Source organism: Actinocorallia sp. B10E7 (assembly GCF_039871655.1).
In the GTDB taxonomy this organism is placed as follows: domain Bacteria; phylum Actinomycetota; class Actinomycetes; order Streptosporangiales; family Streptosporangiaceae; genus Actinocorallia.
The window spans coordinates 100,133-125,911 of sequence record NZ_JBDPLZ010000016.1; the positions used below are offsets into that span (position 1 = coordinate 100,133).

24 protein-coding genes are annotated in these 25,779 nt (G+C 71.0%); 11 read left to right on the forward strand and 13 right to left on the reverse strand.

Features of this window, described 5'->3' with window-relative positions:
* Positions 1-65: 65 nt before the first annotated feature.
* The 4 genes from ABGB12_RS33520 to ABGB12_RS33535 are packed head-to-tail and all read left to right on the forward strand — an operon-like array spanning position 66 to position 3,845.
* Positions 66-1,160 carry a spermidine/putrescine ABC transporter substrate-binding protein gene (locus ABGB12_RS33520; RefSeq protein WP_347684306.1) on the forward strand — a complete coding sequence of 365 codons (1,095 nt, stop codon included), beginning with the start codon at positions 66-68 and terminating at the stop codon, positions 1,158-1,160.
* Positions 1,157-2,026, forward strand: coding sequence for an ABC transporter permease (locus ABGB12_RS33525; RefSeq protein WP_347684308.1), 870 nt, complete (start codon positions 1,157-1,159; stop codon positions 2,024-2,026). The genes ABGB12_RS33520 and ABGB12_RS33525 overlap by 4 nt, the downstream gene beginning before the upstream one ends.
* A complete protein-coding gene (locus ABGB12_RS33530) occupies positions 2,019-2,789 on the forward strand; it encodes an ABC transporter permease (RefSeq protein WP_347684310.1) in 771 nt (256 codons plus the stop codon). Before ABGB12_RS33525 ends, ABGB12_RS33530 begins: the two co-directional genes overlap by 8 nt.
* An 18-nt stretch (positions 2,790-2,807) precedes the next feature.
* On the forward strand, positions 2,808-3,845 hold the full coding sequence (locus ABGB12_RS33535; RefSeq protein ID WP_347684312.1) for an ABC transporter ATP-binding protein: 1,038 nt from the start codon (positions 2,808-2,810) through the stop codon (positions 3,843-3,845).
* A gap of 21 nt (positions 3,846-3,866) precedes the next feature.
* On the opposite strand, the gene ABGB12_RS33540 is transcribed toward ABGB12_RS33535, so the two are convergent.
* The 4 genes from ABGB12_RS33540 to ABGB12_RS33555 all read right to left on the reverse strand — a co-directional run bounded on the left by ABGB12_RS33540 (position 3,867) and on the right by ABGB12_RS33555 (position 7,578).
* The gene (locus tag ABGB12_RS33540; protein WP_347684314.1) at positions 3,867-4,652 is read right to left on the reverse strand and encodes an ABC transporter permease; all 786 of its coding nucleotides are present in this window, start codon (positions 4,650-4,652) and stop codon (positions 3,867-3,869) included.
* Positions 4,649-5,572 (reverse strand): ABC transporter ATP-binding protein, encoded by a 924-nt coding sequence (locus ABGB12_RS33545; RefSeq protein ID WP_347684316.1) that lies wholly within the window; start codon positions 5,570-5,572, stop codon positions 4,649-4,651. Before ABGB12_RS33545 ends, ABGB12_RS33540 begins: the two co-directional genes overlap by 4 nt.
* Positions 5,569-6,171 (reverse strand): TetR/AcrR family transcriptional regulator, encoded by a 603-nt coding sequence (locus tag ABGB12_RS33550; protein ID WP_347684317.1) that lies wholly within the window; start codon positions 6,169-6,171, stop codon positions 5,569-5,571. The genes ABGB12_RS33545 and ABGB12_RS33550 overlap by 4 nt, the downstream gene beginning before the upstream one ends.
* Positions 6,172-6,249: 78 nt before the next feature.
* On the reverse strand, positions 6,250-7,578 hold the full coding sequence (locus ABGB12_RS33555) for a DUF1254 domain-containing protein (RefSeq protein WP_347684319.1): 1,329 nt from the start codon (positions 7,576-7,578) through the stop codon (positions 6,250-6,252).
* Positions 7,579-7,870: 292 nt separating this feature from the next.
* Here ABGB12_RS33555 and ABGB12_RS33560 point away from each other — a divergent pair, with 292 nt between their 5' ends.
* Positions 7,871-8,860, forward strand: a complete 990-nt coding sequence (locus ABGB12_RS33560) for a tetratricopeptide repeat protein (protein ID WP_347684320.1) — start codon at positions 7,871-7,873, stop codon at positions 8,858-8,860.
* A 7-nt stretch (positions 8,861-8,867) separates the two neighbouring features.
* Here the strand turns inward: ABGB12_RS33560 and ABGB12_RS33565 are convergent, their stop codons facing one another.
* A complete protein-coding gene (locus ABGB12_RS33565) occupies positions 8,868-10,490 on the reverse strand; it encodes an AMP-binding protein (protein ID WP_347684321.1) in 1,623 nt (540 codons plus the stop codon).
* Positions 10,491-10,596: 106 nt separating this feature from the next.
* On the opposite strand from ABGB12_RS33565, the gene ABGB12_RS33570 reads away from it, so the two are divergent.
* Positions 10,597-11,460 carry a LuxR C-terminal-related transcriptional regulator gene (locus ABGB12_RS33570; RefSeq protein WP_347684322.1) on the forward strand — a complete coding sequence of 288 codons (864 nt, stop codon included), beginning with the start codon at positions 10,597-10,599 and terminating at the stop codon, positions 11,458-11,460.
* Between the two features lie 27 nt (positions 11,461-11,487).
* Here ABGB12_RS33570 and ABGB12_RS33575 read toward each other — a convergent pair whose 3' ends face one another.
* The 5 genes from ABGB12_RS33575 to ABGB12_RS33595 all read right to left on the reverse strand — a co-directional run bounded on the left by ABGB12_RS33575 (position 11,488) and on the right by ABGB12_RS33595 (position 17,586).
* Positions 11,488-12,858 carry an oxygenase MpaB family protein gene (locus tag ABGB12_RS33575; RefSeq protein WP_347684324.1) on the reverse strand — a complete coding sequence of 457 codons (1,371 nt, stop codon included), beginning with the start codon at positions 12,856-12,858 and terminating at the stop codon, positions 11,488-11,490.
* A gap of 62 nt (positions 12,859-12,920) precedes the next feature.
* The gene (locus tag ABGB12_RS33580) at positions 12,921-14,087 is read right to left on the reverse strand and encodes a helix-turn-helix domain-containing protein (protein ID WP_347684326.1); all 1,167 of its coding nucleotides are present in this window, start codon (positions 14,085-14,087) and stop codon (positions 12,921-12,923) included.
* Complete coding sequence (locus tag ABGB12_RS33585) at positions 14,084-14,977, reverse strand: hypothetical protein (protein ID WP_347684328.1); 894 nt, start codon at positions 14,975-14,977, stop codon at positions 14,084-14,086. Before ABGB12_RS33585 ends, ABGB12_RS33580 begins: the two co-directional genes overlap by 4 nt.
* A gap of 56 nt (positions 14,978-15,033) precedes the next feature.
* On the reverse strand, positions 15,034-16,842 hold the full coding sequence (locus tag ABGB12_RS33590) for an FAD-dependent oxidoreductase (RefSeq protein WP_347684330.1): 1,809 nt from the start codon (positions 16,840-16,842) through the stop codon (positions 15,034-15,036).
* Positions 16,843-16,977: 135 nt separating this feature from the next.
* Complete coding sequence (locus ABGB12_RS33595) at positions 16,978-17,586, reverse strand: TetR/AcrR family transcriptional regulator (RefSeq protein ID WP_347684332.1); 609 nt, start codon at positions 17,584-17,586, stop codon at positions 16,978-16,980.
* Between the two features lie 83 nt (positions 17,587-17,669).
* Here ABGB12_RS33595 and ABGB12_RS33600 point away from each other — a divergent pair, with 83 nt between their 5' ends.
* Positions 17,670-19,139, forward strand: coding sequence for an NAD(P)/FAD-dependent oxidoreductase (locus ABGB12_RS33600; RefSeq protein WP_347684334.1), 1,470 nt, complete (start codon positions 17,670-17,672; stop codon positions 19,137-19,139).
* A 42-nt stretch (positions 19,140-19,181) separates the two neighbouring features.
* Here ABGB12_RS33600 and ABGB12_RS33605 read toward each other — a convergent pair whose 3' ends face one another.
* Positions 19,182-19,676: a helix-turn-helix domain-containing protein gene (locus tag ABGB12_RS33605; RefSeq protein WP_347684336.1), complete on the reverse strand. Its 495-nt coding sequence runs from the start codon at positions 19,674-19,676 to the stop codon at positions 19,182-19,184.
* Between the two features lie 100 nt (positions 19,677-19,776).
* On the opposite strand from ABGB12_RS33605, the gene ABGB12_RS33610 reads away from it, so the two are divergent.
* Positions 19,777-21,207, forward strand: a complete 1,431-nt coding sequence (locus ABGB12_RS33610; protein WP_347684338.1) for an MFS transporter — start codon at positions 19,777-19,779, stop codon at positions 21,205-21,207.
* 83 nt (positions 21,208-21,290) lie between these two features.
* Here ABGB12_RS33610 and ABGB12_RS33615 read toward each other — a convergent pair whose 3' ends face one another.
* Positions 21,291-21,923: a TetR/AcrR family transcriptional regulator gene (locus ABGB12_RS33615; protein ID WP_347684340.1), complete on the reverse strand. Its 633-nt coding sequence runs from the start codon at positions 21,921-21,923 to the stop codon at positions 21,291-21,293.
* Between the two features lie 136 nt (positions 21,924-22,059).
* Here ABGB12_RS33615 and ABGB12_RS33620 point away from each other — a divergent pair, with 136 nt between their 5' ends.
* From ABGB12_RS33620 to ABGB12_RS33630, 3 genes are all read left to right on the forward strand, one after another.
* Positions 22,060-23,121 (forward strand): hypothetical protein, encoded by a 1,062-nt coding sequence (locus ABGB12_RS33620; RefSeq protein WP_347684342.1) that lies wholly within the window; start codon positions 22,060-22,062, stop codon positions 23,119-23,121.
* A gap of 10 nt (positions 23,122-23,131) precedes the next feature.
* Positions 23,132-24,877, forward strand: coding sequence for an FAD-dependent oxidoreductase (locus ABGB12_RS33625; RefSeq protein WP_347684344.1), 1,746 nt, complete (start codon positions 23,132-23,134; stop codon positions 24,875-24,877).
* A 125-nt stretch (positions 24,878-25,002) separates the two neighbouring features.
* Positions 25,003-25,518, forward strand: a complete 516-nt coding sequence (locus tag ABGB12_RS33630) for a hypothetical protein (RefSeq protein WP_347684346.1) — start codon at positions 25,003-25,005, stop codon at positions 25,516-25,518.
* A 43-nt stretch (positions 25,519-25,561) separates the two neighbouring features.
* On the opposite strand, the gene ABGB12_RS33635 is transcribed toward ABGB12_RS33630, so the two are convergent.
* Positions 25,562-25,779: hypothetical protein (locus ABGB12_RS33635; protein WP_347684348.1), on the reverse strand; the 218-nt coding region annotated here is incomplete at its 5' end.

A 25,779-nucleotide genomic window follows, 5' to 3' on the forward strand; every position in this document is an offset into this window, starting at 1 on the left:
GTTCATATTGAGTCCAGATGCAACACTCGCAACCCATCCGATGCCCCCGACCGGAAGGCAGCCCCATGCTCCGCGTGTCCGCCGCGACGCTCACCGCGGTCCTCGCCCTCTCCCTCGCCGCGTGCGGCGGCTCCTCCTCCGGCGACGGCACGGCCGAGCCCGACCGGCTCGACCCCTCGGCGGACCTGAGCAAGCAGACCCTCACCGTCTCCAACTGGGACGGCTACATGCCCGAAGACCTGCCCGAGAAGTTCAAGGCGAAGGCGGGCCCGGCCGTCACCGTCACCAAGCACGCCACCAACGAGGAGATCATCGCCAAGCTGACCGCGGGCGGCGACAGCGGCATCGACGTCGCCTTCGTCTCCGGCCAGTTCGCGCAGGCCCTCGGCGAGCAGGGACTGCTCGAGCCCGTCCACGCCGAGCTGGTCCCGAACCTGAAGAACCTCTACCCGGAGGCGACGAAGCTCGCCTACGACCCGGGCAACAAGATCTCCGTCCCCTACACCTGGGGCACCACCGGCCTGTGCTACCGCAGCGACCTGACCGGCTACGACCCCGACAGCTGGAAGGACCTGCTGGAGCCCAGGCCGCAGCTGCGCAAGAAGGTCACCATGCTGGGCACCGAGCGCTGGCTGATGCTCCCCGCCCAGAAACTGCTCGGCTACTCGGCCAACACCCGGGACGAGGGCGAGATGCAGAAGGTGAAGGAGACCCTCCTCAAGGCCAAGCCGAACCTGCTCGCCTACGACGACACCACGTTCGGCGACCGCCTGAAGTCCGGCGAGGCCGCGCTGGTCGAGGCCTGGGACGGCTGGTGCCCGACCGACACGAAGAACGTGAAGTTCGTGGTGCCCAAGGAGGGCGGCGACCTCTGGGTCGACACGATGGTGATCCTCAAGACCTCCGAGAACAAGGAGGCCGCCCACGCGTTCATCAACTACATCCTCGACCCCGAGGTGCACCGCTGGGCCGCCGAGAACATCATCTACAACGTGCCGAACCAGCCGGCCATGGCCGCCCTGGACCCGGCCCTGGTCAAGAGCCACCCGACCCTCGGCACGACCCCGGCCGAACTGGCGAAGGGCGAGGGCCTCGTCGACCTCGGCGACGCCGCCTCCACCTACACCCGCATCGCCACCGAGGTCGCGGCCCAGAAATGACCTCGCTGCGGCGTTCGGCCCGGATCGAGCGGCTCGTGCTGCTCGGTCCTGGGCTGGCCTATCTGCTGGTGTTCCTGGTCATCCCGCTGGCGCTGGTGGTCGGTTACTCGGTCTTCCAGCGGGGCAGGTTCGGCGGGATCGTCTACGAGGCGACCGGGGAGAACTTCACCCGGGCCGCCGACCCGATCTACCTGAACGTCCTGCTGGACTCCCTCCGGATCGCCGCGCTCACCACCGTGCTGGCGCTGCTGCTCGGCTACCCGACGGCGTACGTGATCGCACGGCTGCCGCGCCGCTGGAAGACCCTGGCGCTGGTCGCGGTGGTGCTGCCGTTCTGGACGAACTTCCTCATCCGCGCCTACGCCTGGATCGTCCTGCTGAACTCCCAGGGCCCGGTCAACGCGCTGCTGATCGACCTCGGCCTGGTGGACGAGCCGATCGGTCTCCTCTACACCGAGGGCGCCATCGTCACCGGGCTGCTCTACGCCTACCTGCCGCTGATGGTCCTGCCGCTGTACGCGTCGATCGAGCGGCTCGACCCGCAGCTCACGGAGGCCTCGGCGAACCTCGGCGCGCGCCCGGCCCGCACGTTCTGGTCGGTGACGCTGCCGCTCACCCTGCCGGGAGTGCTCACCGGCGCGGTGTTCGTGTTCGTGCCGAGCCTGGCCAACTTCGTCATCCCCGAACTGCTCGGCGGCGGCAAGACGATCATGGTCGGCAATCTGGTGCGGGACCAGTTCCTCAAGGCACGCGACTGGCCGTTCGGCTCGGTGCTGGCGCTCACGATGGTCGCGATGCTCGTCCTGCTGCTCATGGCCCAGGCCTGGGCGGCTCGCCGCTTCTCCGGGGAGGGGGAACATGCGTGACCGTCTCGTCCAAGCCCCGTTCTGGCTGACGTACCTGTTCCTGTACACGCCGATCGCGGTCATCGTCGTCATGTCCTTCAACGCGGGCGACTCCCCGTACTCGTGGGACGGGTTCAGCACGTCCTGGTACGGCGAGCTGGCCGGGAACGAGACGATCCGGCAGGGCCTGGCCAACACGCTGATCGTCGCGACGGGCTCGACCGCGCTGGCGACGGTGCTGGGCACCCTGCTGGCGGTGGGCCTGGCCCGGCACACCCGCTCCCGGCTGCTGTCCGCAGTCTCCGCCCTGCCCGCGATCATGCCCGACCTGGTGCTGGCGATCGGGCTGCTGGCGTTCTACTCGGCCGTCCAGGCCACCCTCGGCCTGCACTCGGTGCTCGCCGCGCACACCGTCTTCGGGATGGCGTTCGTCTCCACCGTCGTGCGGACCCGGCTCTCGCACGCCGACTCCTCGCTGGAGGAGGCCTCCCGCGACCTGGGCGCGACCCCGCTGACGACCTTCCTGCGCATCACCCTGCCGACCCTCGCCCCGGGCATCGCCGCCGGAGCGCTGCTGGCCTTCACCCTGTCGGTGGACGAGTTCGTGATCGCGTTCTTCACCGCCGGTCCCCGGGACCCCACGCTGCCGATCGTCATCTACTCGATGGTTCGCTTCGGCGTCACCCCGGAGATCAACGCGCTGGCGACGGTGCTGCTGGCCGTCAGCTTCACCGCGGTCCTCGCCGTCCAGCGCTTGACCCGCCTCACCGACAGCCTCGGCTGACTCGTACAAGGAGCCCAGATGACCCTCGTCAGCGTCGAAGGGGTGACCCGGCGCTTCGGCGACGTGACCGCGCTCGACGACCTCAGCCTGGAGGTCCGGCAGGGGGAGTTCTTCGCCCTGCTCGGCCCGAGCGGCTGCGGCAAGACCACTCTGCTGCGCGTGCTCGCCGGCTTCGACCTCCCCGACTCCGGGGCGGTCACGCTCGAAGGCGAAGACCTGCTGCGGCTTCCCGCGCACCGCCGTCCGGTCAACCTGATGTTCCAGTCCTACGCGCTCTTCCCGCACATGACGGTGGAGAAGAACATCGCCTACGGCCTGGAGCGCGAAGGCCTGCCCAGGGCCGAGATCCGGCAGCGGGTGGGCGAGGTCCTGGAGACCATCGGCCTGACGTCCGCCGCGCGGCGCCGCCCCGCCCAGCTCTCCGGAGGCCAGCGCCAGCGGGTCGCGCTGGCCCGCGCGATCGTCAAGCGGCCCCGTCTGCTCCTGCTGGACGAGCCGCTGTCGGCCCTGGACAAGAAGGTCCGCGCCGAGATGCAGCTGGAGCTCAAGCGGCTCCAGCACGAGGCGGGCATCACCTTCCTGGTCGTGACGCACGACCAGGAGGAGGCCATGTCCCTGGCCGACCGGATCGCCGTCCTCAACCACGGCAAGGTCGAGCAGATCGACACGCCCGTCGCCCTCTACCAGCGTCCCCGGACCCGGTTCGTCGCCGATTTCGTCGGGGCCAACAACCTCTTCACCGGCACCCTGCGCGAAAACGGGGTCGAGATCCCCGGACTGGGCCTGCTGCCCTGCAAAGCCCCCTCCGAGCCGAGCGCGGACCGGCCGGTCGACCTGGCCGTCCGGCCGGAGAACGTCCGCCTGGCCCCGGGTCCCCTGCGCGGCACCGTCCTCGATGTCAGCTTCTACGGCGGTACGTCCCGCGTCGCCGTCGGCGTCGAGGGCCGGGAGGAGCCCGTCCTGGTCAACGTCTCCGGCGCCGTGACCGTCCTGACCGGCGGCCACGTGGAACTGGCCTGGGACCCCGAGGACGCGGTGCTCATCCCCGGAGGATGAGGCCGGGCCGGGGTGCGGAGTTCAATTACCGGCGTGGCCGCTCTGCCACCACCTCGTGGTGCCGAGGACGCCGGCCGCGGCGGTGAGGAAGACGACGGCGAGGGCGGCCGGGCCGAGGGCGGTGCCGGGTGCGAGGCCCGCGGCGACGGCGGGGACCGACCAGGGGAAGAGGTCGCCGTGGCCGAGGGTCGCGGCGACCTGGGCGAGGACGAGGGCGCCGACGGTGGCGGCGAGCGCGGCGAGGTGGCTTCGCGCCGCGCAGACGACGAGAGCCGCCGGGGTGGTGACGAGGAGCATGAGGGCCGCGGCCGCCGCGGTGCGGGCCAGGCCGTCGCGCAGCAGGGCGGCGCTCGCGCCGGGCAGGTCGAGGGCGAGCCCGACGAGCAGGACGACGGCGGCCAGCCAGAGGGTGACCGCGGCGCACCACACGGCGGTGACGGTGAACTTGGCGAGGACGATAGTGCGGCGGGGGACGGGGAGGGCGAGGAGGTAGCGGAGGGTGCCCGAGGTGAACTCCTGGCCGAAGACCCAGACGGCGATGAAGGCGTAGACGAACAGGCCGCCGACGGCGACGATCTGGGCGAGGAAGCCGAGGAGGCCCGCCCAGTCGGCGGTGAGCCCGGAGAGCTGGGCCTTCTGGTCGAGCAGGCCCATGCGGCGTGCCTGCTCGGGGTCGGAGAGGACGAACATGAACAGGCCTGCGACGCCGCCCGCCGCGGCCATGACCAGGAACGTGAGCAGCGGCATCTTCGAACGGCGCGCCTTGAGGAGCTCGGCGGCCAGCGCGGCGCGGTAACCGGTCGTCATCGGTGGTCTCCTGTGAGGCTCAGGAAGTGCTCTTCCAGGTCTTCGGTCTCGACGGCCAGATGGGTGGGGGGTGCTCCGGCGGCGACGAGGCGGCGGACGACCTGGTCGGGGTGCTGGACGGCCTCCGCCGCGGTGGCGACGAGCCGGGAGCTGTCCGCACGGGTGGGGATGCCGTGGTCTTCGAGCGCGGCGGCGGCGCCACGGGTCAGTTCCGGGGTGCGGAAGCCCAGGACGAGCCGCCGGCGCAGCGCGGTCCGCAGCCGGTCGGCGGACAGCTCCTCGATGAGGCGCCCGGCGTGGATGATGCCGACGCGGTCGGAAAGGCGGACGACCTCGCTGATCAGGTGGGAGGACATGAAGACGGTGACGCCGTCGTCGGCGAGGGAGCGCAGGAGGTCGCGGACATCGGCGACGCCCGCCGGGTCGAGTCCGTTGACGGGCTCGTCGAGGACGACCAGGCGGGGGCGGTGCACGAGGGCGAGCGCGAGGCCGAGCCGCTGCCGGTTGCCCAGGGAGAGCGCGTCCGCCCGCACGTCGGCGTACCTGCGCAGGTCCAGCCGGTCCACCACCTCTTCCACGGCGCTCTGCGGCAGGCGGCGATAGCGGGCGGCGGTCCGCAGGTGGTCCAGGACGGTCAGCCCCGGGTAGAGGCCGGGGCCTTCCACCAGATATCCGACCCGCGCCCACAGAGCCGACGGCGTCCGCCCGCCGCGGACGGGCGTTCCGAGCAGGCTCACCTCCCCGGACGTCGGGGTGAGGAGCCCGAGCAGGGCGCGGATCAGGGTCGTCTTCCCGGCGCCGTTGCGGCCGAGGAAGCCGTAGACCTGGCCGGGTTCGACCGTGAGGTCGACGTCGTCGACGGCGGTCATGGCGCCGAAGCGGTGCGTCAGCCCGCGTGTCCGGATTGCGGTGTTCGTCATGGCGTCTCCTGCCGGTCGAGGGGGATCGGGCGCAGTGCGCCCTTGAGCCAGGCGGCCATCGCGTCGACGGGCCCGGCTCCGATGTCGGCGCGGTGCCATCCGGTGAAGACCAGGGAGCGCGTGAGCCCGAGCAGCGCGTCCTCGGTCAGGTCGAGGGTCATCCCGGCTTCGCGGAGAGCGGCGAAGATCCGGGCGATGGTTCGGTCGTCGCGCTCCATCAGGTCCTTCTGCTCGGCGGGGGTGAGGGAGCCGACGACGCGCAGTCCTTCCTCGGACATGAGGACGGCGAGGAAGGGCGCGCGTTCGACGGCGTGCACCGCGCCGTCGACCAGGACGTCGATCACGCGGGCCGGGTCGGCGCGGACGGCTTCTTCGATCCGGGCGTGCTCGGCGCGCTCGTGCTCGGCCAGCAGCTCTAGGAGCAGGGCTTCCTTGCTGTCGAAGAACCGGTAGAAAGCGCCTTTCGAGATGGCGGCGGCGCGGGCGAGCCCCTCGACGGTGGTCCCGCGCAGACCGCCCCGCGCGAAGGACTCCCGCCCGGCGAGCAGGAGTCGTTCCCTGATCCGTTCGGACTCTTCCGTGGTGAAGGCTCTCGGCATGCCTCCACAGTACGTCCTTTTGACTGGATTGGGCAATATGGTCATAGCTTGGCGCGACCCGGGAAGCGAGCGGCTGGATCAGGCCTTCCGGACGGGTGGCGGGGTCCAGGAGCCGTCGAGCAGGGGCTGCTCGGGCCAGTAGAGGCGCATGACGATGTTGAACGCGCCGGTGGGCGCGGGCAGCCAGTTGTTCTGGCGGTCCGGCGCGGGCCGGTCGTGCTGGATGAGGATGTCGAGGGAGCCGTCGGGGTTGAGGCTCAGTTCGTCGCGGTCGCCGATGATGTAGCGGTGGAGGGGGTTGTCGACGAAGGACAGCTTGTCGTTGTACATCGACAGGGACCAGAAGCCGCGGACGGGCGGCAGCTTCCCGGCGTCGAAGTGCAGGACGTAGTGGTCCTGGCCGGTGAACGCCTGGCCGTCGGCGTCGGAACCGGCGCGGAAGTAGAGCGCGTCGGCGGCGAGGTTGCCGCCGCCGCCGAGGAACGAGATCAGCGCACGGGTGGTGTAGTCGGTCCCGAAGGCGCCGAGATTCCGGTAGGTCTTCCAGCCGGCGATCCTCTCGTCCTCGGCGACCCGGTCGCGGAGCACGGACAGGCCGCCGGCGGGGGCGGCGTGGATCGCGTTGATGACCTCGGGCCGCTCTAGCCCCGCCCGGCCGCCGCCGGGGGCGACGCCCAGTGCGGAGAAGCGTTCGAGGGCGGGGGCGTCGGCGGGATGAGGCGGGTCGGCGACCATGAGCTCGTTGAGCCGGGCGAAGAAGGACGTCCCGTCCATGGCGGCGATCTCGTCGACCGGCTGGATGTTCCCGGCCTCGGAGCCCGTGGGGGAGGCGGCGGTCCGGGCGGGAGGAGTGTAGTCCTTCGGGTCTCCCGTCCACGCCGACAGCGGGGTCAGATACATCCGGTCCTGCAGGGCGTGGACGGCGGGATGGTCCTTGCTTCCGGCGGTGTTGACGCGGCCGACGATCCAGACCATCGAGGTGGGGGACTTCAGTTCGGCGACGTCGCCGGGGAGCGTGCCCGTCCAGCCGGGGCCGGTGACGGCGAAGTGGCCGCCGCCCTGGCCGGTGGTGCGGGAGCCGGGGGAGGCGAAGACGTCGCTCCAGCCGTCCACCATCTGCATCACCCAGTAGCGGTCGCCCATCTCCGGCACGGACAGGATCGTGGGCTCCTCGCCGACCTCCAGCCAGGCCATGGAGTACAGGACATCGGCGTTGGGCGTGACGAGCTCGGTGTAGGTGTGGTCGGGAGCGGTCCGATGGTGGATGAACCGGCCGGCCGGAGCCGTCGGGTTCCCCGGCAGGGCCGGACCGGTCATCCGCTGCTTCGTGACGTCCTGGAAGATCAGCGGGTAGCCGAACAACCAGGCGTCCACGGCGGTCCTGGTCAGATCAGTCGCCTCAGGCATGCTTCCCCCAGAATCGTCCTGCTCCTGGTCCTGCCCGTGGAGCCGAGGCCCGAAGTCCAAAGGACGTCAAAGATCTGCAGGCGGCTCTGTTCGGTGACCTGGACGGCCGCACGGCGGAGAACGGAGAACGGAAAAAGGTGAAAAAGGAAATCGACGGGGTGGAGTCCGAGGTCAGCGATATGTCCTATTTGTCTAGATACATATAAATATGGGTTTCTCTGGGAGGTGGAGGGACACGTCAGTAGCGATGGGCACCGGTCGTCACGGCGGCCTGGGCTGAAGGGGGAGGCTCGTGGAATCGCAGCACGCGCATCCGGACCCGGTGGAGACGCGGCGTACGGCGGTCGCGCTGGGGGACCAGGCGAACCGGCTGGTGGAGGAAGGGAAGCTGGAGGAGGCGCTGCCGGTCTCGGAGAAGGCGGTGGACCTCCGCAGAGAACTCGTCGAGCAGGATCACGACTCCAACATCCTCGAACTGGCGGCCTCCCTGCACAACCACGCGGTGCTGCTGGCGGAGACCGGCCACCGGGACGAGGCGCTGCCGGTGTCGGAGGAGGCGATCGCGCTCTGCCGCGAGCTCATCGGGGTCGACCGGGACACCTACCTTCCCGACCTGGCGATGTCGCTGACCAACCAGGTGCTCTGGTTGGCGGAGGACGGACGGGACGAGGAGGCGCTGTCCGTCTCCCACGAAGTGATCGCGCTCTACCGCGAACTCGTCCAGACCGATCGGGACACCTACCTTCCCGACCTGATGATCTCGCTGATCAACCATTCGGTGCGGCTCGCGGAGGCCGGACGGCGCGACGAGGCCCTCGCCGCCTCGGAGGAGGCCCTGCTCTTCTCCCGGGAACTGGTGGCACGCGACCGCGAGACCTACCTCCCGTACCTGGCGATGTCACTGAACAACCAGGGTCAGGTGCTCGCCGAGCTGGGCCGGGAGGCCGACGCGCTCTTCGTCTCGGAGGAGGCCGTCAACACCTACCGGGAACTCATCCGGGCCGACCGCGCCGCCTACCTGCCGAGCTTCATCCGCAGCCTGGCGGCGGCGGGTTACGCCAGGGCCATCGGCGGCCAGATCAGCGAGGCCGTCCAGCCCCTGCTCGAAGGGCTCTCCCGCACCGAGGAGCTGCCCGACCACGTCCGCGAGGAGCTCGTCCCGGCCTTCGTCGGGATCCTCCGCGAGGCCTACGCCGAGGACCCCGACGCCTTCACCGTCCGGTACACCCGGTTCACCGGCGAGGATCCCCCGGACTGGATCCGGGAGCCCGGCCGACCGTGAGTGCCGCTCACCGTTCGGCGGTGCGTCGGCGGCGGAGGACGAAGCGCTGGACCTTGCCGCTGGGGGTCTTGGGCAGCTCGTCGATGAAGTGGACGGCGCGCGGGTAGGCGTGGGCGGCGAACTTGGTCTTGACGAGCAGCTGCAGCTCTTCGATGAGGGCGTCGTTCCGCGAGGCGTCCGGCCGCAGGACGACGTAGGCCTCGAGGACCTCGCCGCGCAGCTGGTCGGGGGCGCCGATGACGGCGGCCTCGACGACGCTCTCGTGCTGGACGAGGACGCTCTCGACGTCGAAGGGGCCGATGCGGTAGCCGGACATGATGATGACGTCGTCGTCGCGGGAGGAGAAGCGGAAGAAGCCGTTCTCGTCCTTGGTGCCGGCGTCGCCGGTGAGGTACCAGCGGCCGTCGGGGGTGAAGCGTTCGGCGGTCTTCTCGGGGGCGTCGTCGTAGCCGGAGAACCACATCAGGGGGCTTTCCGGGACGCTGAGGGCGACCCTTCCGAGCACGCCGGCGGGGGCGGGCTCGTCCCGGTCGTCGTGGAGGACCTCCGCGGTCCAGCCGGGCAGCGCCCTGCCCATCGAGCCGGGAGGGACCTCCTCGCGGACGGCGTCGGCCCATCCGTCCGCGATCACCATGCCGTGCTCGGTCTGCCCGTAGTGGTCGCGGACGGTGGTGCCGAGCGTCCGGCGGGACCAGGCGGTGACCTCGGGGGTGAGCGGCTCGCCCGCCGAGGAGGCGCACCGCAGCCGGATCCCCTCCGGGACGGGGGAGGAGGAGGCCCGCAGGCTGCGGTAGACGGTCGGGGCCGCCGCGAAGTTGGTGACGCCGAAGGTCTCGAAGACCTTCCAGGTCAATTCGGGGCTGAAACCGGCATGGAGCAGGATGTTGCGCCGTCCGGCCGCCAGCGGGGCGAGGATGCCGTAGTACAGGCCGTAGGCCCAGCCCGGGTCCGCGGCGTTCCAGAACACGTCGTCCTCCTGGACGTCGAGCCCGTATTCCAGGTAGGCCTGGAACGACGCCAGCGCCTTGACCGGGACGGGGACGCCCTTCGGCGTGCCGGTGGTGCCGGAGGTGAACAGCTTGACGAGCGGCGCCTCCCCGCCGAGGGCGGCCGCCCGCGCGGCCGGCTCCTCACCCGTGTAGGGCTCGAGCAGCGCGTCGAAGGAGAGTTCGTCGCCGGTCTCGCCTCCGGCGACCACCGTCGCCCAGGCCCGCTCGGCGGGCATGTCCTCGCCGGGCGCCAGCTTGGCGACCTGCCCCGCGTCGGCGATCACGACCTTGGTGGCGCTCGCGTCCAGCCTCATCGCGATGGCGGAGGGGGCGAAAGCGGTGAACAGCGGCACGTGGATCGCTCCGCGCCTCCAGATGCCCAGCAGCGCGACGGCGAGTTCGGCGGATTTGCCCATGAGGGTGGCGACGGCGTCGCCCGGCTCGACGCCCAGCCCGGCCAGGGCCGCCGCGAAGCGGGCCGAGTCGCGGCGCAGCCGCCCGTAGGTGAGGTCCTCGGAGGACAGGTCGCCGTCGATGACGGTGAAGGCCACCGCGTCGGCGGGGTGCCGGTCGCACAGCAGTTCGGCCGCGCAGGCCTCGGGGGATCCGTAGAGGGCGAGCAGCTCCTCGATGCGATTCATGAAAAACCCTCACTTTCTCCACGGTGGACCCTTTGGCGGGTTTCCTCCCTCGGCCTATCCTGCGAGGTGCATCACACTCGGACTACCCCCGGAAAGGGGTGACGCCATGCCCGCCGAGCCGGACGGCCTGCTGCGCCCCGACGACGCCGACGCCTACCGGCAGGCCCTCCGCCTGCTGCGAGCCCGTTCCGGCCTGCCCATCGCCTTCGGCGGCCGGGTCCTGGACGGCGTCCTGACCCTCACGGAGTTCCTCGGCGTCCGCACGTCCGGGCTGCGCGGCCTGGCGGTCAGGCCCGGCGCGGGCCTGGGCGGCAAGGTCGTCGCCGGGGCGAGAGCCGCCAGCGTGTCCGACTACGGCTCGGCCCGCTCGATCACCCACGACTACGACGCCCCCGTCCTGGGAGAGGGCATCGGCTCCGTCGTCGCCGCCCCCGTGATCGTCGGCGGCGCCGTCCGGGGCGTCCTGTACGGGGCGGTCCGCGGCCCCGCGCCCCTGGGCGACCGCGCCAAGGACGTGTTCACCGGCGTCGCCCGGAGCCTGGCCGGGGAACTGGCCGTCAGAGACGAGGTCGACCGCCGCCTGCGGCTCCAGGCGACGGCCCCGCCGCCCACGGCGGACCCGTCCGCCGCCGAGGAGATCCGCGACCTGCACGCCGAACTGAGGCTGATCGCCCAGAACCTGGAGGACGCCTCCCTGCGCGCCCGCGTCCAGGACGCCTGCCGCCGCCTGGCCGACCTGGCCGCCCCGCCCGCCCACAGGGAGCCTCCGCCGATCACCCCCCTGTCCCCGCGGGAGCTGGACGTCCTGTCCCAGGTGGCCCTGGGCTGCAGCAACGCCGAGGCGGCCGCCCGGCTGTCCCTCCTGCCCGAGACCGTCAAGGCCTACCTGCGCAGCGCCATGCGCAAACTCGACGCCCGCACCCGCTACGAGGCGGTCGCCTCCGCCCGCCGCCGCGGCCTCCTTCCCTGACCCGGCCCGCACCGCTCGCCTTCGGGCTCATGCCGGGGAGGGCTCTCCGGACGAGGTGGGGGAGGGCACGCTGGTGTCGTGGTGGTCGTAGGGGGTGCCGGTGACCCCGGCGCGGCGGGCGCGTGCGGCCACCGACGCCACGGCCCGCCTCTGCCAGACGTCGCCGTCCTTCGTGCGGCGCTCGAAACGGTTCCGGGCGCCGGGAAGGCGGTCGCCGATCCTGCGCAGCAGCACGTTGAAGCGGGTCGCGACCTCCGCGAGGCTCTGCCAGGGCTGGAGCCGCACCTCCGCCAGGGGGGAGTCCCGGAGCAGCGCCCGTACCAGGGGCTCGCCGGCGAGAGCGGAGACCAGCCCGAACACCGGCCCCAGCGCCTCGATCTGGAGCCGCCGCAGCACGGGGTTGCGGCTGAGGAGGCGTTTGCAGACGGCGTTGACCGTGATCGAGGTCCAGGGGGTCGGCCCGCCCGCGGTGAGGATCATGTGGTGGGCCAGCTGCATCCCCTCGACGGCGCCGCGGGGGACGAGCTCGTCGGTGACGCCCATCAGGTGGGCGATGTAGGCCCAGTACAGCATGACGTCGTCCAGGTCGGCGGGGGAGATCCGCCTGCCGCGGGAGTGGTCGAAGAGCACGGGCATCAGCCCGAAGGTGACCGCGGCGCCCATCGTCATGGCGTTGGAGATGGGGTTGCCGTGCCGGGCGAAGTGCTCGTCCCCCCAGGCGCGGCGCAGGGCGAGCCGCGCCTGGGCGTGCATGAGCCGCACCCGGACGATGCTCTTGAAGACGGGGGAGTGCCGGTCCACGCCCCCGGGGCGGGTGACGTCGTGGAACCAGGTCGCCGTCTCCAGCTCCCGCCGCCGGAAGTCGGCGAGGAAACGGCGGGTCTGGCCGGTGGCCGAGGAGACCTCGGCCCCGACGAACGTGCCCATGGCGTCGCTGAACAGCATGGTCAGCTTGCCCGACAGCGAGGAGTCGATCCACAGCCGGCGGCCCCGCTCCCAGCTGCGGGCGTCGAACCATTCCGGCGGTTCGTCCAGATGGCGGAACAGCTCGACGAGTTCGGCCGGAGGGTCGGCCACCGCGTCGATCCCCTGGTCGAGGGCCTGGTCCAGCATGCGGCGGCCCCGGGACATGCCGATCCTGCCGAAGGCCGCCACGACGGCGTCCATGAGCTCGTCGCCCTGCCACCGGTGGTCGTCGAAGAGCCGGGTCAGCGGGGTGCGCCGGGGCACGGCGTTCACCCGGATCCAAGGGGAGAACATCTCGTGGTGCGGTCTGGTCAGCCACAACGGCGACGCCGCGGCGGCCTCGGGTCCGGGACGCAGCCGCATTCCGGGCCGGTGGTAGTAGTCGAAGGGGTGCCGGTCGGCGGCCGCGGGGGAGGGCGTGGCCGTGGGCATGGGTGGGCTCCAAAGGGATTCAAAGGGAAAGGGCGGGCGTAGGTGGGCTCGGCCGGTTCGGGTCAGGTCTGCCAGATCCCGTGTCCGTCCGGTGAGCTCATCAGCGTCCAGGCGTGCAGAGCGATCATGTAGTTGAGCGACTGGTCGGGGTCGTAGAGGTCGGGGCCGAAGAGGAGCTCCAGCTGGCGGATGCGGTAGCGGACGGTCTGGGCGTGGACGTGCAGGCGCTCGGCGGTGGCGGAGGTGTTGAACCCGCAGACGAACCAGGTGCGCAACGTCTGGACGTGGACCGCCCTCTTCTTGGGCGGGTGGTGGGCCAGGGGCGCGAGCTGCCGCTCGGCGAGGCGGCGGACCGGTTCCGGATCATTCATGATCATGAGGTCCGGGACGTGCTCCATGGCCGGGACCGGCCCGGAGGCGGTGATCACGCCGGTGGCGACCAGGTCGAGGGTGTGGCGCGCCAGCCGCAGGGAGGCCGCGGCCCGGGTCGGCTCGACGGTGGGGCCGAGGGCGGACGGTATCGCGTGCAGCATCCGTTCGAGCGCGGCTCCGCGGCCCGGCCCGTCGGGGTCGGGCACGAGGAGGCAGCCGCGGGCCGGGTGGGCCAGGACGTCGGGGAGCAGGTGCCGGGCGGGCCTGCGCGGTCCCGGGGAGAAGGCGACCACGGCAATGGTGCGGGGCAGCGTCCAGCCGGCCTGTTCGGCTGCCTGCTTGAGCTGGAGCCTGGTGGGGCTGGAGCGCAGCAGAAGCGTGATGAGCCGGCGCTGCGCCGGATCCGGATCCGGGCGGGAGGCCTCGTTGTATCCCGCGGTGGCCGCGTCCTTGAGCCTGTCGGCGTAGGCGAACGCGCGGCGGGCCAGCAGCCCCGCCTCGTCGGGCCGGGCCAGGACGCCCAGACGCAGGGCCTGCTCGGCGAGCCGCTGGACGGCCGTGCCGATCGCGGTCTGCTGGGCGGCGTCGACGTCGTGCAGGGGCATGCCGTGGTCGGCGGCGGCGGCGCCCAGATGGTGGAAGAGCATCAGGGCGGTGGTCTCGGGATGCCGGGCCGGGTCGAGGAACTGGGTGATCGCGGTCTGGAGGGCGTGGTCCAGTCCTTCGGGCACGCGGCCCGCGTCGGCGGCCTCCTCGACGGCCGCCCGCGCGATCGCGGGCGCGGCCCGGTGCAGCCGGTCCAACGCGCGGGCGTCGACCGGAGGAGCGCTGGGCAGCCGGTGGAGAGCTATGGTCACAGCCGGTGTCCTCTCGATGCGGACGCGGCGGGCCGTGCGGGGCCGGCCGCGTGGCGGGGTATCGCGGCTATCGCGAGCACGGACAGGAAGAGGCCCAGGAGCACCAGGTCCCACCGGTCCGGCCAGGGTTCGGAGTAGACCGTCAGCGCGGCGACCAGGAGGTAGGTCTTGGCGGTGGCGGTGGCGACCAGCCCGACGATGACCAGGCGGCAGCGCTGCAGCGCGATCTGCAGCTGGCCGAGTGCCAGCGGCGTCGCCAGCAGGAACAGGTAGAGCTGCGGTGACGCCAGGAGCCCGGCCGGGTCGGTCCACCGCTCGGCCATGCCCTTGAGCATGAGCTCGGCGGTCCCGGTGAGGAGGCCGACGCTGACGGCCAGGGCGACCCCGTTGGTCGGGCGGCGGTGGGAGCCCTTGCGCACCAGGTCCCCGAGCAGGAACGCCAGGGTGGGCAGCAGCAGCGAGGGGACGGCGACGGCGACCACCTCCGACTCCGTGGGGGCGCTCTCCCGGACCTCCGCGGAGGTCCGGGAGACCGCGATCAGGGCGGTGGCGGCGGCCAGGAGCGCCACCGAACCCCACTCCCGGGGGCTGAGGCGCTCGCCGCGCCCCAGGAGGGCGAGCACGAGCAGGGTGGCCAGGCCGGCCATGAGCAGCGGCTGGGCCTGCAGAAGGGTGAGCTGGCCGAGCACGCTGACCTGCAGGAGCGCCCCGCTCATCAGGATGAGCGCCCCGGCCGCCCACAGGCCGTGGGTGGCGAGGGCGAGGGACAGCTGCACGGGCCGGACGCCCCGCAGTTCGGGCATCTGCCCGGCCGCGGTCTTGAAGCAGGCGAGTCCGGTGAAGTACACGGCGGTGGACGCGACGGTGACGTACTGGTCGGTGTAGGGCATGCTCGTGCCTTCGCGCCGCCCGCGGCCCTCGCGGGCCGCGGGCGGTCGGTCGGAGGTCAGGGCCGGTAGGGGTCGAGGATGTCGAAGGCGTTGGGCTTGCCCTGGGCGTAGCGGGCGTCGTCCTGCTTGAAGAAGCCGTCGAAGGCGGGGGGCTGCCAGAGGTCGAGCAGCTTGGCCTTGGACCCGCCGGAGCCCGTGGCGTCGATGATGGCGTTGGCGGCCTTGCGGCCGGCCTCGTTGGCGCCCTCCATGGTGGCCAGGTTGATGTTGGCGCGCACGTAGTCGGAGGCCAGGAACAGGTTGGGGAGCTTGGTCGTGGACTCGGGGCGGAAGTTCCAGGAGCTGGGGCTGTTGATGAGCAGCGGCTCGTCGTTGGCGACCTGCGGGGTGGCCAGGCCGGTGATGGCCGGGTCGATGAACCAGGAGTGGATGAGGGAGTCCCGCAGCTTCAGCCCGCCCCACGGGACGGCCTTGCGCAGCTGCGCGAGGACCTCCTCGATGATCTGCTCGGGGGTGCACTCCTTGGCCGGCTTCTTGTAGACGATGCCGGGCCTGTCCCAGGCGGACAGGTCGATGGACAGGCAGTCCTTCACGGTGCCGTCGCCGTAGGTCTGGGCGAAGTTCTTCTTCCAGAACTGGGCCTGGCTGATCGAGGTGAGGGCCCAGGGCTGGGCGGCGTAGGCCACGTGGCCCTTGCCGAGGTCGACCGGCTCCTTGAGGTAGAGCATGATGCCGTTCATCCAGTCGGTCGTCAGCTGGCCCAAGGACCGCAGGCTCGGGTCGGCGGCCAGGATGTCGGCGTTCAGCAGCGGGAGCGCCCGCTCGAGCGGCACCGCCAGGACGTAGTGGTCGGCCTCGACCGGCTCCGCCCCGTTGAGCACCGCCCCGCTGATCTGGCCGCCTGTGACCTTCAGCTCGGTGAGGGTCTTGCCGATCTGGAAGTCGACGCCCAGGGTGCGCAGGTGGGCCATCCACGGGTCGATGAGCGCCTCGTTGGTGGGGGCGTTCAGCAGCCGGTCCGGGGCGCCGTAGCCGCCCAGGCCCAGCGTGCTGTAGACCCAGGCCTCGGCCATCAGGCCCATGGTGTGGGCGTTGGCCTTGTCGGGCTTGGCGGCGACCAGCGTGCTGGTGAACATGTCCACCAGCAGCTCGCTGTAGCGGTTGGACTTGCCCTCGACCTTGACGTAGTCGGCGAAGCTCATGTTCTCCCACTGCTTGAGCCGCCGCTGCGGCCCGCTGGTGACGAACACGATCATCTTCTCGAGGAAGAACGCGACCTCCCCCGCGGGGACGTTGCCGAACACCTTGACGGCGGTCGACAGGAACGTCAGCAGGGAGTCGGGGCTCAGCGTGCCGATGATGCTGCCGCGGGCGGGCAGCACCAGCTTGGTCCCGTTGTAGTAGGCCGAGACCTCCTTGCCGTCGACGAAGTTGTCCTTCAGGGTGCCGCCGCCGGGCCGCGGGATCCGCGCCATCGTGTCGGGCAGGTTCTGGTAGAAGCCGGGGAAGAACCGGAACCCGTGCTCGGCGGGCAGGTCCTGGCGCCCGCCGGTGGCGGTGCCGGTGAAGGGCATGCTGCGGCACTTGCCGCCCCAGGCCTTGCGCTCGTAGACGGTCACCTGGAAACCGCGCTCGGCCAGTTCGTGGGCGACCGTCAGGCCGCCCATCCCGCCGCCGAACACCGCGACACGCTTGCCGGGCGCCCTCCTGCCGCGGGCCCGGGAGGATCTCGACGACGCGGAGGCGGACCCGCTGAAGCCGAGGCTCACCGCGCCGGCGGTGGCCAGGGCTCCGGTGACGAAGCCGCGCCTTCCGACTTCCGGGCTCTCGCTCGACGGGGCGGCGGAGGTGCTCTGTTCCTCCATGGTGCGCTCCTCTGAAGTGGGGGGGAGATAACCGACACTGGCGTCGGTTATGGCCCCTCACTATGTGGAGGAGACGGAGGCGGGTCAAGGGCCCGCGGGAGGAATCAGAGGCGGGAGGGGTGTCCGGAACCGGCCTCAGGAGCGCGGTCCGAGGCCGGACGACAGCAGCCACATGACCCCTTCCACCAGGGTGGATCGGGGGACTTCGGGGCGGTGCTCCCACCACTGGGCGACCCCGTCCATACCGGTGATGATGAACTCCACGACGGCCTCTGCCCCCGGCTCCGCGGGGTCCACGCCGATCTCCCTCATGTCCTGGGCCAGCATCGCGGCGACCGCCTTTGTCCGGGCCTCGCGGATGCCCCAGCGCACCGTCCGGATCTCCGGATCGTCCTCGCTCACGGCGTCGAACAGCAGTTTCCTGGCCTCGGGCCGGCTCTGCGCGAAGCCGAAGTAGGCGTCCACGGTGTCGCGCATGCGCTCGCGCGCCGTCCCTCTCCCGGTGATCCGCGCGCCGATGTACTCGACCAGCGCCGTGTTCTGCTCCTGCAGGACGGCCAGCAGCAGTACCCGCTTGGACGGGAAGTGGTCGTACATCACCGTCCGCGCGACCCCCGCGGCCTTGGCTATCTCGCCCAGCGAGGCGGCGTGGTACCCCTTCTCCGCGAAGACCTTCAGTGCGGCCGCGGTGATGACCGTCCGCCTGGCCGAGCCGCGCATGCGGCTTTTGGGTGCACTCTCCACGATGGCCTGTCTTTCCCTTGTGTGTTACTTTCGCGCAACCGACATGAGTGTCGGTTAACTTGTCGATCAGTTGGGAGTCTCACATGGGTCGCCGAGAACTGTCGATCGCCGTCGTCGGAAGCGGGTTCAGCGGCATCGCCCTCGCCGTCGGCCTGAAGAAGGCCGGCTTCACCGACCTCACCATCTTCGAACGGGGCGACGGCCCCGGCGGCGTCTGGCGCGACAACACCTATCCCGGCGCCGCCTGCGACGCCCCCTCCCACCTGTACTCCTACTCGTTCGCGCCCAAGCCCGACTGGACGCGACGCTTCGCCGAACAACCCGAGATCCTGGCCTATCTGCGCCACTGCGCCGAACTCTTCTCCCTGCTCCCGCACTGCCGTTTCAACAGCGAGGTCACCGAGGCGGTCTTCGACGAGACCGCGCGCCGATGGCGGGTCCGCACGGCGCGGGGAGAGGAGCGGGAGTTCGACCTCCTCGTTGCCGCATGCGGCCAACTCAGCAATCCCGCGATCCCGAACCTGCCCGGGCTGGACTCCTTCACCGGCACCGTCTTCCACTCCGCGCGATGGGACCACGACCACGACCTCACGGGCGAGAAGGTGGTCGTCGTCGGCAACGGCGCCAGCGCCATCCAGTTCGTCCCCCTCATCGCGCCCGACGTCGCCGATCTCACCATCTTCCAGATCGAGTCCAACTGGATCAGCCGCAAACCCGACCGCGTCTACCCGCGCTGGCGGCAGCGCCTCAACCGGCGCTTCCCGCTCGTGCAGAAGGCATCCCGGCTGGGCATCTTCCTGTGGTTCGAGCTGCTGCTCAACCCCGCCCTCATCGCCCCCGCGGGACGCCGTCTGCTGTCGGCCCACATCCGGGCCCTGTGCCTGTTCGCGCTCCGATCCGTCAAGAATCCGGCTCTCCGCCGTGCCCTCACCCCCGATTATGAGCCGGGATGCAAGCGCATCCTCACCTCGAGCGAGTACTACGACACCCTGAACCGGCGCAACGTACGGGTCGTCACCCAGCCGATCACCGAGGTCGTCCCCGACGGCGTCCGCACCGCCGACGGCGGCCATTACCCGGCCGACACCATCATCTGGGCCACCGGCTTCCGCTCCCAGGACTTCGTCGCCCCCATGCGCGTCGTCGGAACGCACGGAATGGAGCTGAACACCGCCTGGAAGGCCGGCGCCCGCGCCTACCTCGGCATGGCCGTCGCCGGCTTCCCCAACTTCTTCCTCATGTACGGCCCCAACACCAACGTCGGCTCGGGTTCGATCGTCCACATGCTCGAGAGCCAGGCCGCCTACATCGTCCAGGCCGCCGAACTCCTGGCCGACGGCGCCGACATCATCGAGGTCCGCGAAGACGTCCTCGACGCCCATGACGCCGTCGTCCAGCGCCGCCTGTCCACCACCGTCTGGAACCAGGGCGGCTGCGACAGCTGGTACCTGGACCCGACCCGCCGCAACACCAACAACTGGCCGGGCTACATGACCGGCTACCGCCTGCGCACCCGCCGCCTCGACCCGTCCGACTACCGCCTCCTGCCCTGACCCCGCCCCGCCCCGCCGCGCCGCGCCGGCGGCGGGGCGGGATCAGCGAACGCGGTTGAGGACGGCCCGGGCGATGGCCTCCCGCTCGGCGGCTTCGGCCGCCGCGGCCTTCTCCTCTGCCTCGACGCGGGCGTCATAGGCCGTGCGGGCGGCGGCGATCTCGTTCTGGTGCGCTTCGGTCCAGGTGACGAGCGCGCGGATGGTCTCGTGCAGCGTCGCGCCCAGCGGAGTGAGCGCGTAGTCCACGCGCGGCGGCACGGTCGGCTGCACGGTCCGGCTGACGAGGCCGTCGCGCTCCAGGTGGCGCAGTGTCCGGGTGAGCATGCGCTGGCTGACCCCGTCGATCATGCGGCGCAGTTCGGTGAAACGGAGACTGCGCCGGTCGAGCAGGGCGATGACGAGCAGCGACCACTTGTCCGCGACGCGGTCGAGGATCTGCCGGACCTCGCAGTCCTCCCGCGTGTCCCACTGGAGAACGTCGTAGTCGGAGCCGGTATCCCCGCAGTGACCGGGGAACTCTGATGTGCCTTCTTCCACGATCCTCCATGGTTCCCGACGATGGGGCCGGTTACAAGAAGGAACCGGCATTCACTTGGGGAACCAAGAGCCGTTCCGTGTCCCCGAGAGGAGTGGACCCATGTCCACGTCGAACGACCGCATGGACGCGCGCGCATGGGGCGTGCTGTTCGTGCTGGCCGGAGCCGTCTTTCTGGAAGGCATCGACATCGCGATGCTGAACGTGGCGCTGCCGGCGATCCGGGCCGATCTCGAGCTGTCCACCGGGATGCTCAGCGGCGTGGTCAGCGCCTACGTGCTCGGGTACGGCGGGTTCATGCTGCTGGGAGGCCGTGCGGCGGACCTGCTGGGCCGCCGCCGGATGTTCCTGTTCTGGATGGCCGTCTTCCTGGTCTTCTCCGGTCTGGGCGGCTTCGCCACCGAAGGCTGGATGCTGCTGGTCGCCCGGTTCATCACCGGGATCGCCGCCGCGTTCATGGCGCCCGCGGGGCTGGCGCTGGTCGTCGGCACCTTCCCCGAAGGCCCGCAGCGCACCAAGGCACTGGGCGTCTACGCGGGGACGGCCGCGGGCGGCTTCTCGCTCGGCCTGGTCGTCGGCGGTCTGCTGACCTCGGTCGGCTGGCGGTGGGTGTTCTTCGCGCCGGTCGTGCTGGCCGCGGCGATCCTGGTGGCGGCACTCCTCCTGATCAGGGAGGCCGACGAGCCGGAGCGGCCCGCGGGCGGCTTCGACCTGCCCGGCGCCTTCAGCATCACCGGTGCGATGCTGCTGCTGGTGTACGGGGTGGTCCGGCTGGAGCACCCCGGCAACGACCTGTCGGGAACCCTCAGCGTCTTCGCGGCGGGACTGGCGCTGCTCGCGGTCTTCGTCGCGATCGAACGGCGGTCGGCCGACCCGCTGGTCCGGCTGGGCATCCTGCGCTCGGCCCCGCTGGTCCGGGCGAACCTCGGGGCGCTGCTGTTCCTCGGCTCGTTCATGGGCTTCCAGTTCCTGGCGACCCTCTACCTCCAGGAGCTGCGCGGCTGGAGCCCCCTGCAGACGGGCCTGGCCATGCTGGTGATCGGCATGGACATGGTCCTCGCCCCGACCCTGACCCCGCGGCTGGTGAACCGGTTCGGCAACGCCCCCGTGCTGTTCGGCGGGATGGTGCTGGCGGCGCTCGCCTACGCCCTGTTCCTGCCGCTCGGGATGGACTGGACCTACGCCGCCATGCTCCCGACCATGATCCTGCTCGGCCTGGCGTTCTCCCTGGCCTACGGCCCGCTGACCATGGCCGCCACCGAAGGCGTCGACGAACACGAAGAGGGCCTGGCCAGCGGCCTCTTCTACACCGCGATCCAGTTCGGCACCGCCCTCGGCGTCTCGGCCGTGACCGCCGTGAACGTCGCGACGCTCGGCGACGCCACCACCGCCGAAGCGAGACTCGACGCCCTCCGGACGGCCCTGGTCCTTCCCGTCGCCGCCGCGGTCGTCGGCGCGCTGGTCATCGCCTTCGGCCTCCGCGCCCGCGCCGCCGCTCCCGGACGCCCCGAGTCCGTCGGCGTCCCGGGCTGAGCGACGCCCCGGCCGCCGCAACCCGCTCCTCGGCGGCCGGGGCGCCGTCCACCCTGGCGGAGGCGTCACCGACGCCCGTCGGCTCAGCGTCCCGGAGCGGGATCGCCGTAGACGGTGAGCCAGATGGCGCGGCCCAGGGAACGGGCGAGCTGCTCGTCGCCGGCGGTGTCGTCGTCGCGGCAGTGCATGGAGATGGTGCGTTCCACCATCCAGGTGAGGAGGGCGGCGGTGGTGGGGGAGTCCAGGCCGGGGCTGACGGTGCCGGCCAGGCGCTCCTCGTCGAGGCGTTCGCGGGTCAGACGGGTGAAGCGGTCGAGGCGGGCCTGGTAGTAGGCGGTGACGTCCGGGTCGTAGGCGGAGACCTCGCTGACGGCCAGCAGGACCCAGCGGTTGGCGCGGTACTCGGCGATCATGCGGGCGATGGCCTCGGCGACGCCGTCGGGGCCGGTGGAGTGGTCGCCCCGCCACCAGGTGATGGCGGCGTCGAACATGCGCTGGCCGCCCTGCTCGGCCAGCGCGATGAGCAGGCGGCTCTTGTCGGGGAAGTGCAGGTAGAACGTCGAGCGCGCGACGCCCGCGGCCTCCGCGATGCGCTGCACGGGCAGCTCGGTGTAGGGGGTTCCGTCGGCGACGAGCCGGTGGACCGCGGCCAGGACCCGGCGGGCCACCTCGTCGCGGCGTTCCCGTACGGCGCGGGAACGCGAGATCGGGGGCACGACTCGGATTCTATCCGGCTTTTCCTTTCTCGGACAGAGTGTCGACATTGTGTTGACGCCGTGTCCAAAAGGGCGCACACTCCGGGCGTCGCCCGATATGCCGCTGTTCGGGTGGCCCTTTTGAGGAGGTGCCAAGATGCGTTCCCCCCGACGCCGTCTCGCCGCCATCGCCTGCACGGCCGCCTCGCTGGCAGCCCTGCTGCTCGGCGCCGTGTCCCCGCCCGTCTCCGCCCGGGACGGGCTCCCGCTCACCGACATCAAACGCTCCGACCTGACGCCCGTGCCGGGAAAGATCGCCGAACCGTCCGACGACGGGCCCCACCCCGGCTCATGGACCGAGTGGTGGTACGCGCACGTCATGGACCCCGCGACCGAACGCACGTTCATCGCCATGCTGTTCACCGCGCCGGTGCCGATGGGCCTGATCTTCTGGTATCCGGAGAACGGGCAGAAGATGGTCCTCCCGGCGCTCACCACCAAGGTGACCGCGACGGACCAGCCCGCCGTCCGCAGCAGCGTCGGGAACCTCGTCTACGACACCGAGCGCGGGATCTACCACCTGACCTGGAACGGCGGATTCGCCGAAGCCGACATCCGGTTCGAGAACCCCGTGCCCGGCGTCACCGGAGGCCCGATCAAGTACGAGGGCGGCCAGGAGATGTACTGGACGTCCCCCGTCGCCACCAGCCACGTCAAAGGCTGGCTGAAACCGCCCGGCGGGAAGAAGATCAGCGTCGACGGCTGGCGCGGCTACCACGACCACAACTGGGGCCGCTTCAACGTGGCCGACCAGCGCTACTCCGGCTGGGAATGGGGCGTCTCCCACGAACCGGACGGAAGCGCCACCTTGCTCGGCGGCGTCGTCAAAGGCGACGGCACCTGGCAGGGCGTCGTCGGCCGGGCCACCCCGAACAAGACGTACGGGTGCATGGCCACCCTGAAGCTGTCGAACTGGACGACGCACGGGCTCTTCACCTATCCGGAGACGACGAACGCCTCCTGCCCGAGCTCGCTGCTGGCCACCCCGGACGGACTGATCGGCGAGGAACCCGGCATGGACGTCGACTTCCACGTCATCGACCCGTTCATCCTCGACGCCGGGCTCCTGGCCCTGCCCGAATCGCTGGGCCGCACGTCGCCCGGCTCCCTCGGGCTGATCGAGCACATCCGCACGCTTCCGTCCCGGCTCGGGAAGTGAGGGCCCTCCGATGACGATCGACCTCAAGCCCTCGCGCCGCCAGATCCTCGCCGGGACGGCCCTGGCGCTCGTCCCCGTCCCCGCGTTCGCCGCCCCGAAACAGAACGTCGCGGTGCTCGGCGGCGGGATGTCCGGCCTGGCCGTCGCCCACGAACTCATCGAACGCGGCTTCACCGTCGACGTCTACGAGCGCAAGGCCCTGGGCGGCAAGGCCCGCAGCATCCCCGTGCCCGGCACCGGCTCGGGCGGGCGCGGCCCGCTGCCGGGGGAGCACGGCTTCCGGTTCTTCCCCGGCTTCTACCGGCACGTCACCGACACGATGCGGCGCATCCCGTTCACGGGGAAGGCGGGAGGCGTCCGCGACAACCTGGTGAACGTCTCCGCCGGACGGCTGTCCCGCAGCGGAGGCCGCGCAGACCTCGGCCTCCCCGACCTGAACGGGCCCGGCGCCGGCGGGCTCGACGCGGCCTGGCTGCGCGAGACCTTCACCGGCCTCCTCCAGCAGGTCACCTCCCTGCCCGCACTCGAGATCGCCTTCTTCGTCAACCGGTACCTCGTCTACATGACCAGCGGCGAGGCCCGCCGCTACGGCCAGTGGGAGAACGTCTCCTGGTGGGACTTCATCCGCGCCGAAGGCAAGTCCGCCGAATACAAGACGATCGTCGCCAAGTTCCTCACCCGCGGGCTGGTCGCCGTCAAAGAGGAGGTCGCCAGCACCCGGACCGTCGGCAACATGGGCCAGGCGTTCCTGCTGTCGGCGTTCGGCCTCGGCAACGACGGGGACGCGGGCCTGGCCCGGATGCTCAACGCGCCCACCAACGAGGCCTGGATCGACCCCTGGACGGCCGACCTGCGGGCCAAGGGCGTGCGCTTCCATCTCGGCCGGACGGTCGAGGCGCTGGAGGTGAAGAACGGCCGGATCGACGCCGCTCACGCGGTCGACACGTCCGGGAGACGCCACCGCATCGAAGCCGACTGGTTCGTCTGCGCCGTCCCGCCCGACCGCGCCGTGCGCCTGTGGTCCGCCGAGATCCTCGAGCACGCGCCCGAACTGGAGGGCACCAGGCACCTGCACACCGACTGGATGAACGGCATCCAGTTCTACCTCCGCAAGACTCCGCGCGGCCTGGGCGAACTGCTGAGCTTCATGGACTCCCCATGGCAGCTCACCGCCATCCTGCAGAGCGGTATCTGGAACCGGGACTTCGGCCGCGACTACGGCGACGGAACCGTGGCCGACTGCCTCTCCTTGGACATCTCCGACTGGGACACCCCCGGCATCCTGTACGGCAGACCCGCCAAACGCTGCACCCCCGCCCAGATCGCCAAGGAATGCTGGGCCCAGATGAAAGCCCACCTGGAGGACACCGGATCCTCCGTCCTCCCCGACGACATCCTGCACTCCTGGTTCCTGGACCCCGCCATCACCTGGCACCCGGACCTGGGCCGCAACACCAACGACGAGCTCCTGACCGTCAACACCATCGGCACCTGGACCAAACGCCCCAAAGCCCGTACAGGCATCCCCAACCTCTTCGTCGCGGGCGACTACGTCCAGACCAGCACCGACCTGGCCACCATGGAATCGGCCAACGAATCCGCCCGCGCCGCCGTCAACGCGCTCCTCGAGGCCGCCGACTCCCCGGCCGCCCCCGCGAAGACCTGGAAGCTCTACCAGCCCCCCGAACTCGAAGCCCTCAAGAAACTCGACACCCAGCGCTACAACGCAGGCCGCCCCAACGTCTTCGACGTCTGAGCCGCCGCCCCGCCCGGCTCGCGGACACCGCCACGTTCACGGTGTCCCGGGCTTCGGGGGACACCGCTCCCTGCCAGCGCGCTCGCGGGGCACGTAGATTCCCGGCTGGGAGACGGGAGGCGATCATGAAGACGGACGGCACGGAGACGCCGCGAAAGGGCGACGGCAGCGGGGCGGTGAAGCAGGTCAAGGTCCGACGGGAGGTGGTGTGGACCCCCCTGCGGATCAGAGTCTTCGCGACGCTGCTGGTGGTCAACGCCGTGGCGGGCTGGTTCCTCGTCGGCGTCGGCGTGCAGATGGGTGACGGAGGCGCGGGTGAGGCGATGAGCATGATCGGCTTCACGATGCTGGCGTTCGTCCACTGCTTCCTGGTCATCGCGTTCGCCGGGGAGGCCATGACGGCGGGTTTCCTGGGCATCGCGGTGGGCTTCACCCTGGCCGGGACCGGCTACTCGGCCGCCGTCGACACGGTCAGGCTGCTGAGCGGGGAGGACGTCGACCTCACCGGCGGCGGCGTCGCCGCGTGCGTGGCCTTCCTCGCCCTCATCCCGACGATCATCCTGTCCGCACGGGAGCGCACCGCGACGCGGAAGCAGGCGGAGGCCCGGGCCCGCGAGCACGACGCCCAAGAGCAGTCTTAAAGCACGTCTTACGTGGCGATTCGGGAGAGCTTCTTGTAGCAGATCAGGGCTGCCGCGAGGGTGAGGAAGGCGTGAAGAGGTGGCCGTGGCGCTCGTAGCGGACGGCCAGGTGCCGGTAGCCCAGCAGCCAGGAGGATGGGTCGGCCGAGCGGCGAGGTGCCCGCGTGGAGCGCGGGTCCTTTTCCGCTCGGCCTCCCGCCGAACCGGACTTGATGGTTTCCCGATCATCCGGCTCTCCAGTGACTACTGCGTGAGCGGTAG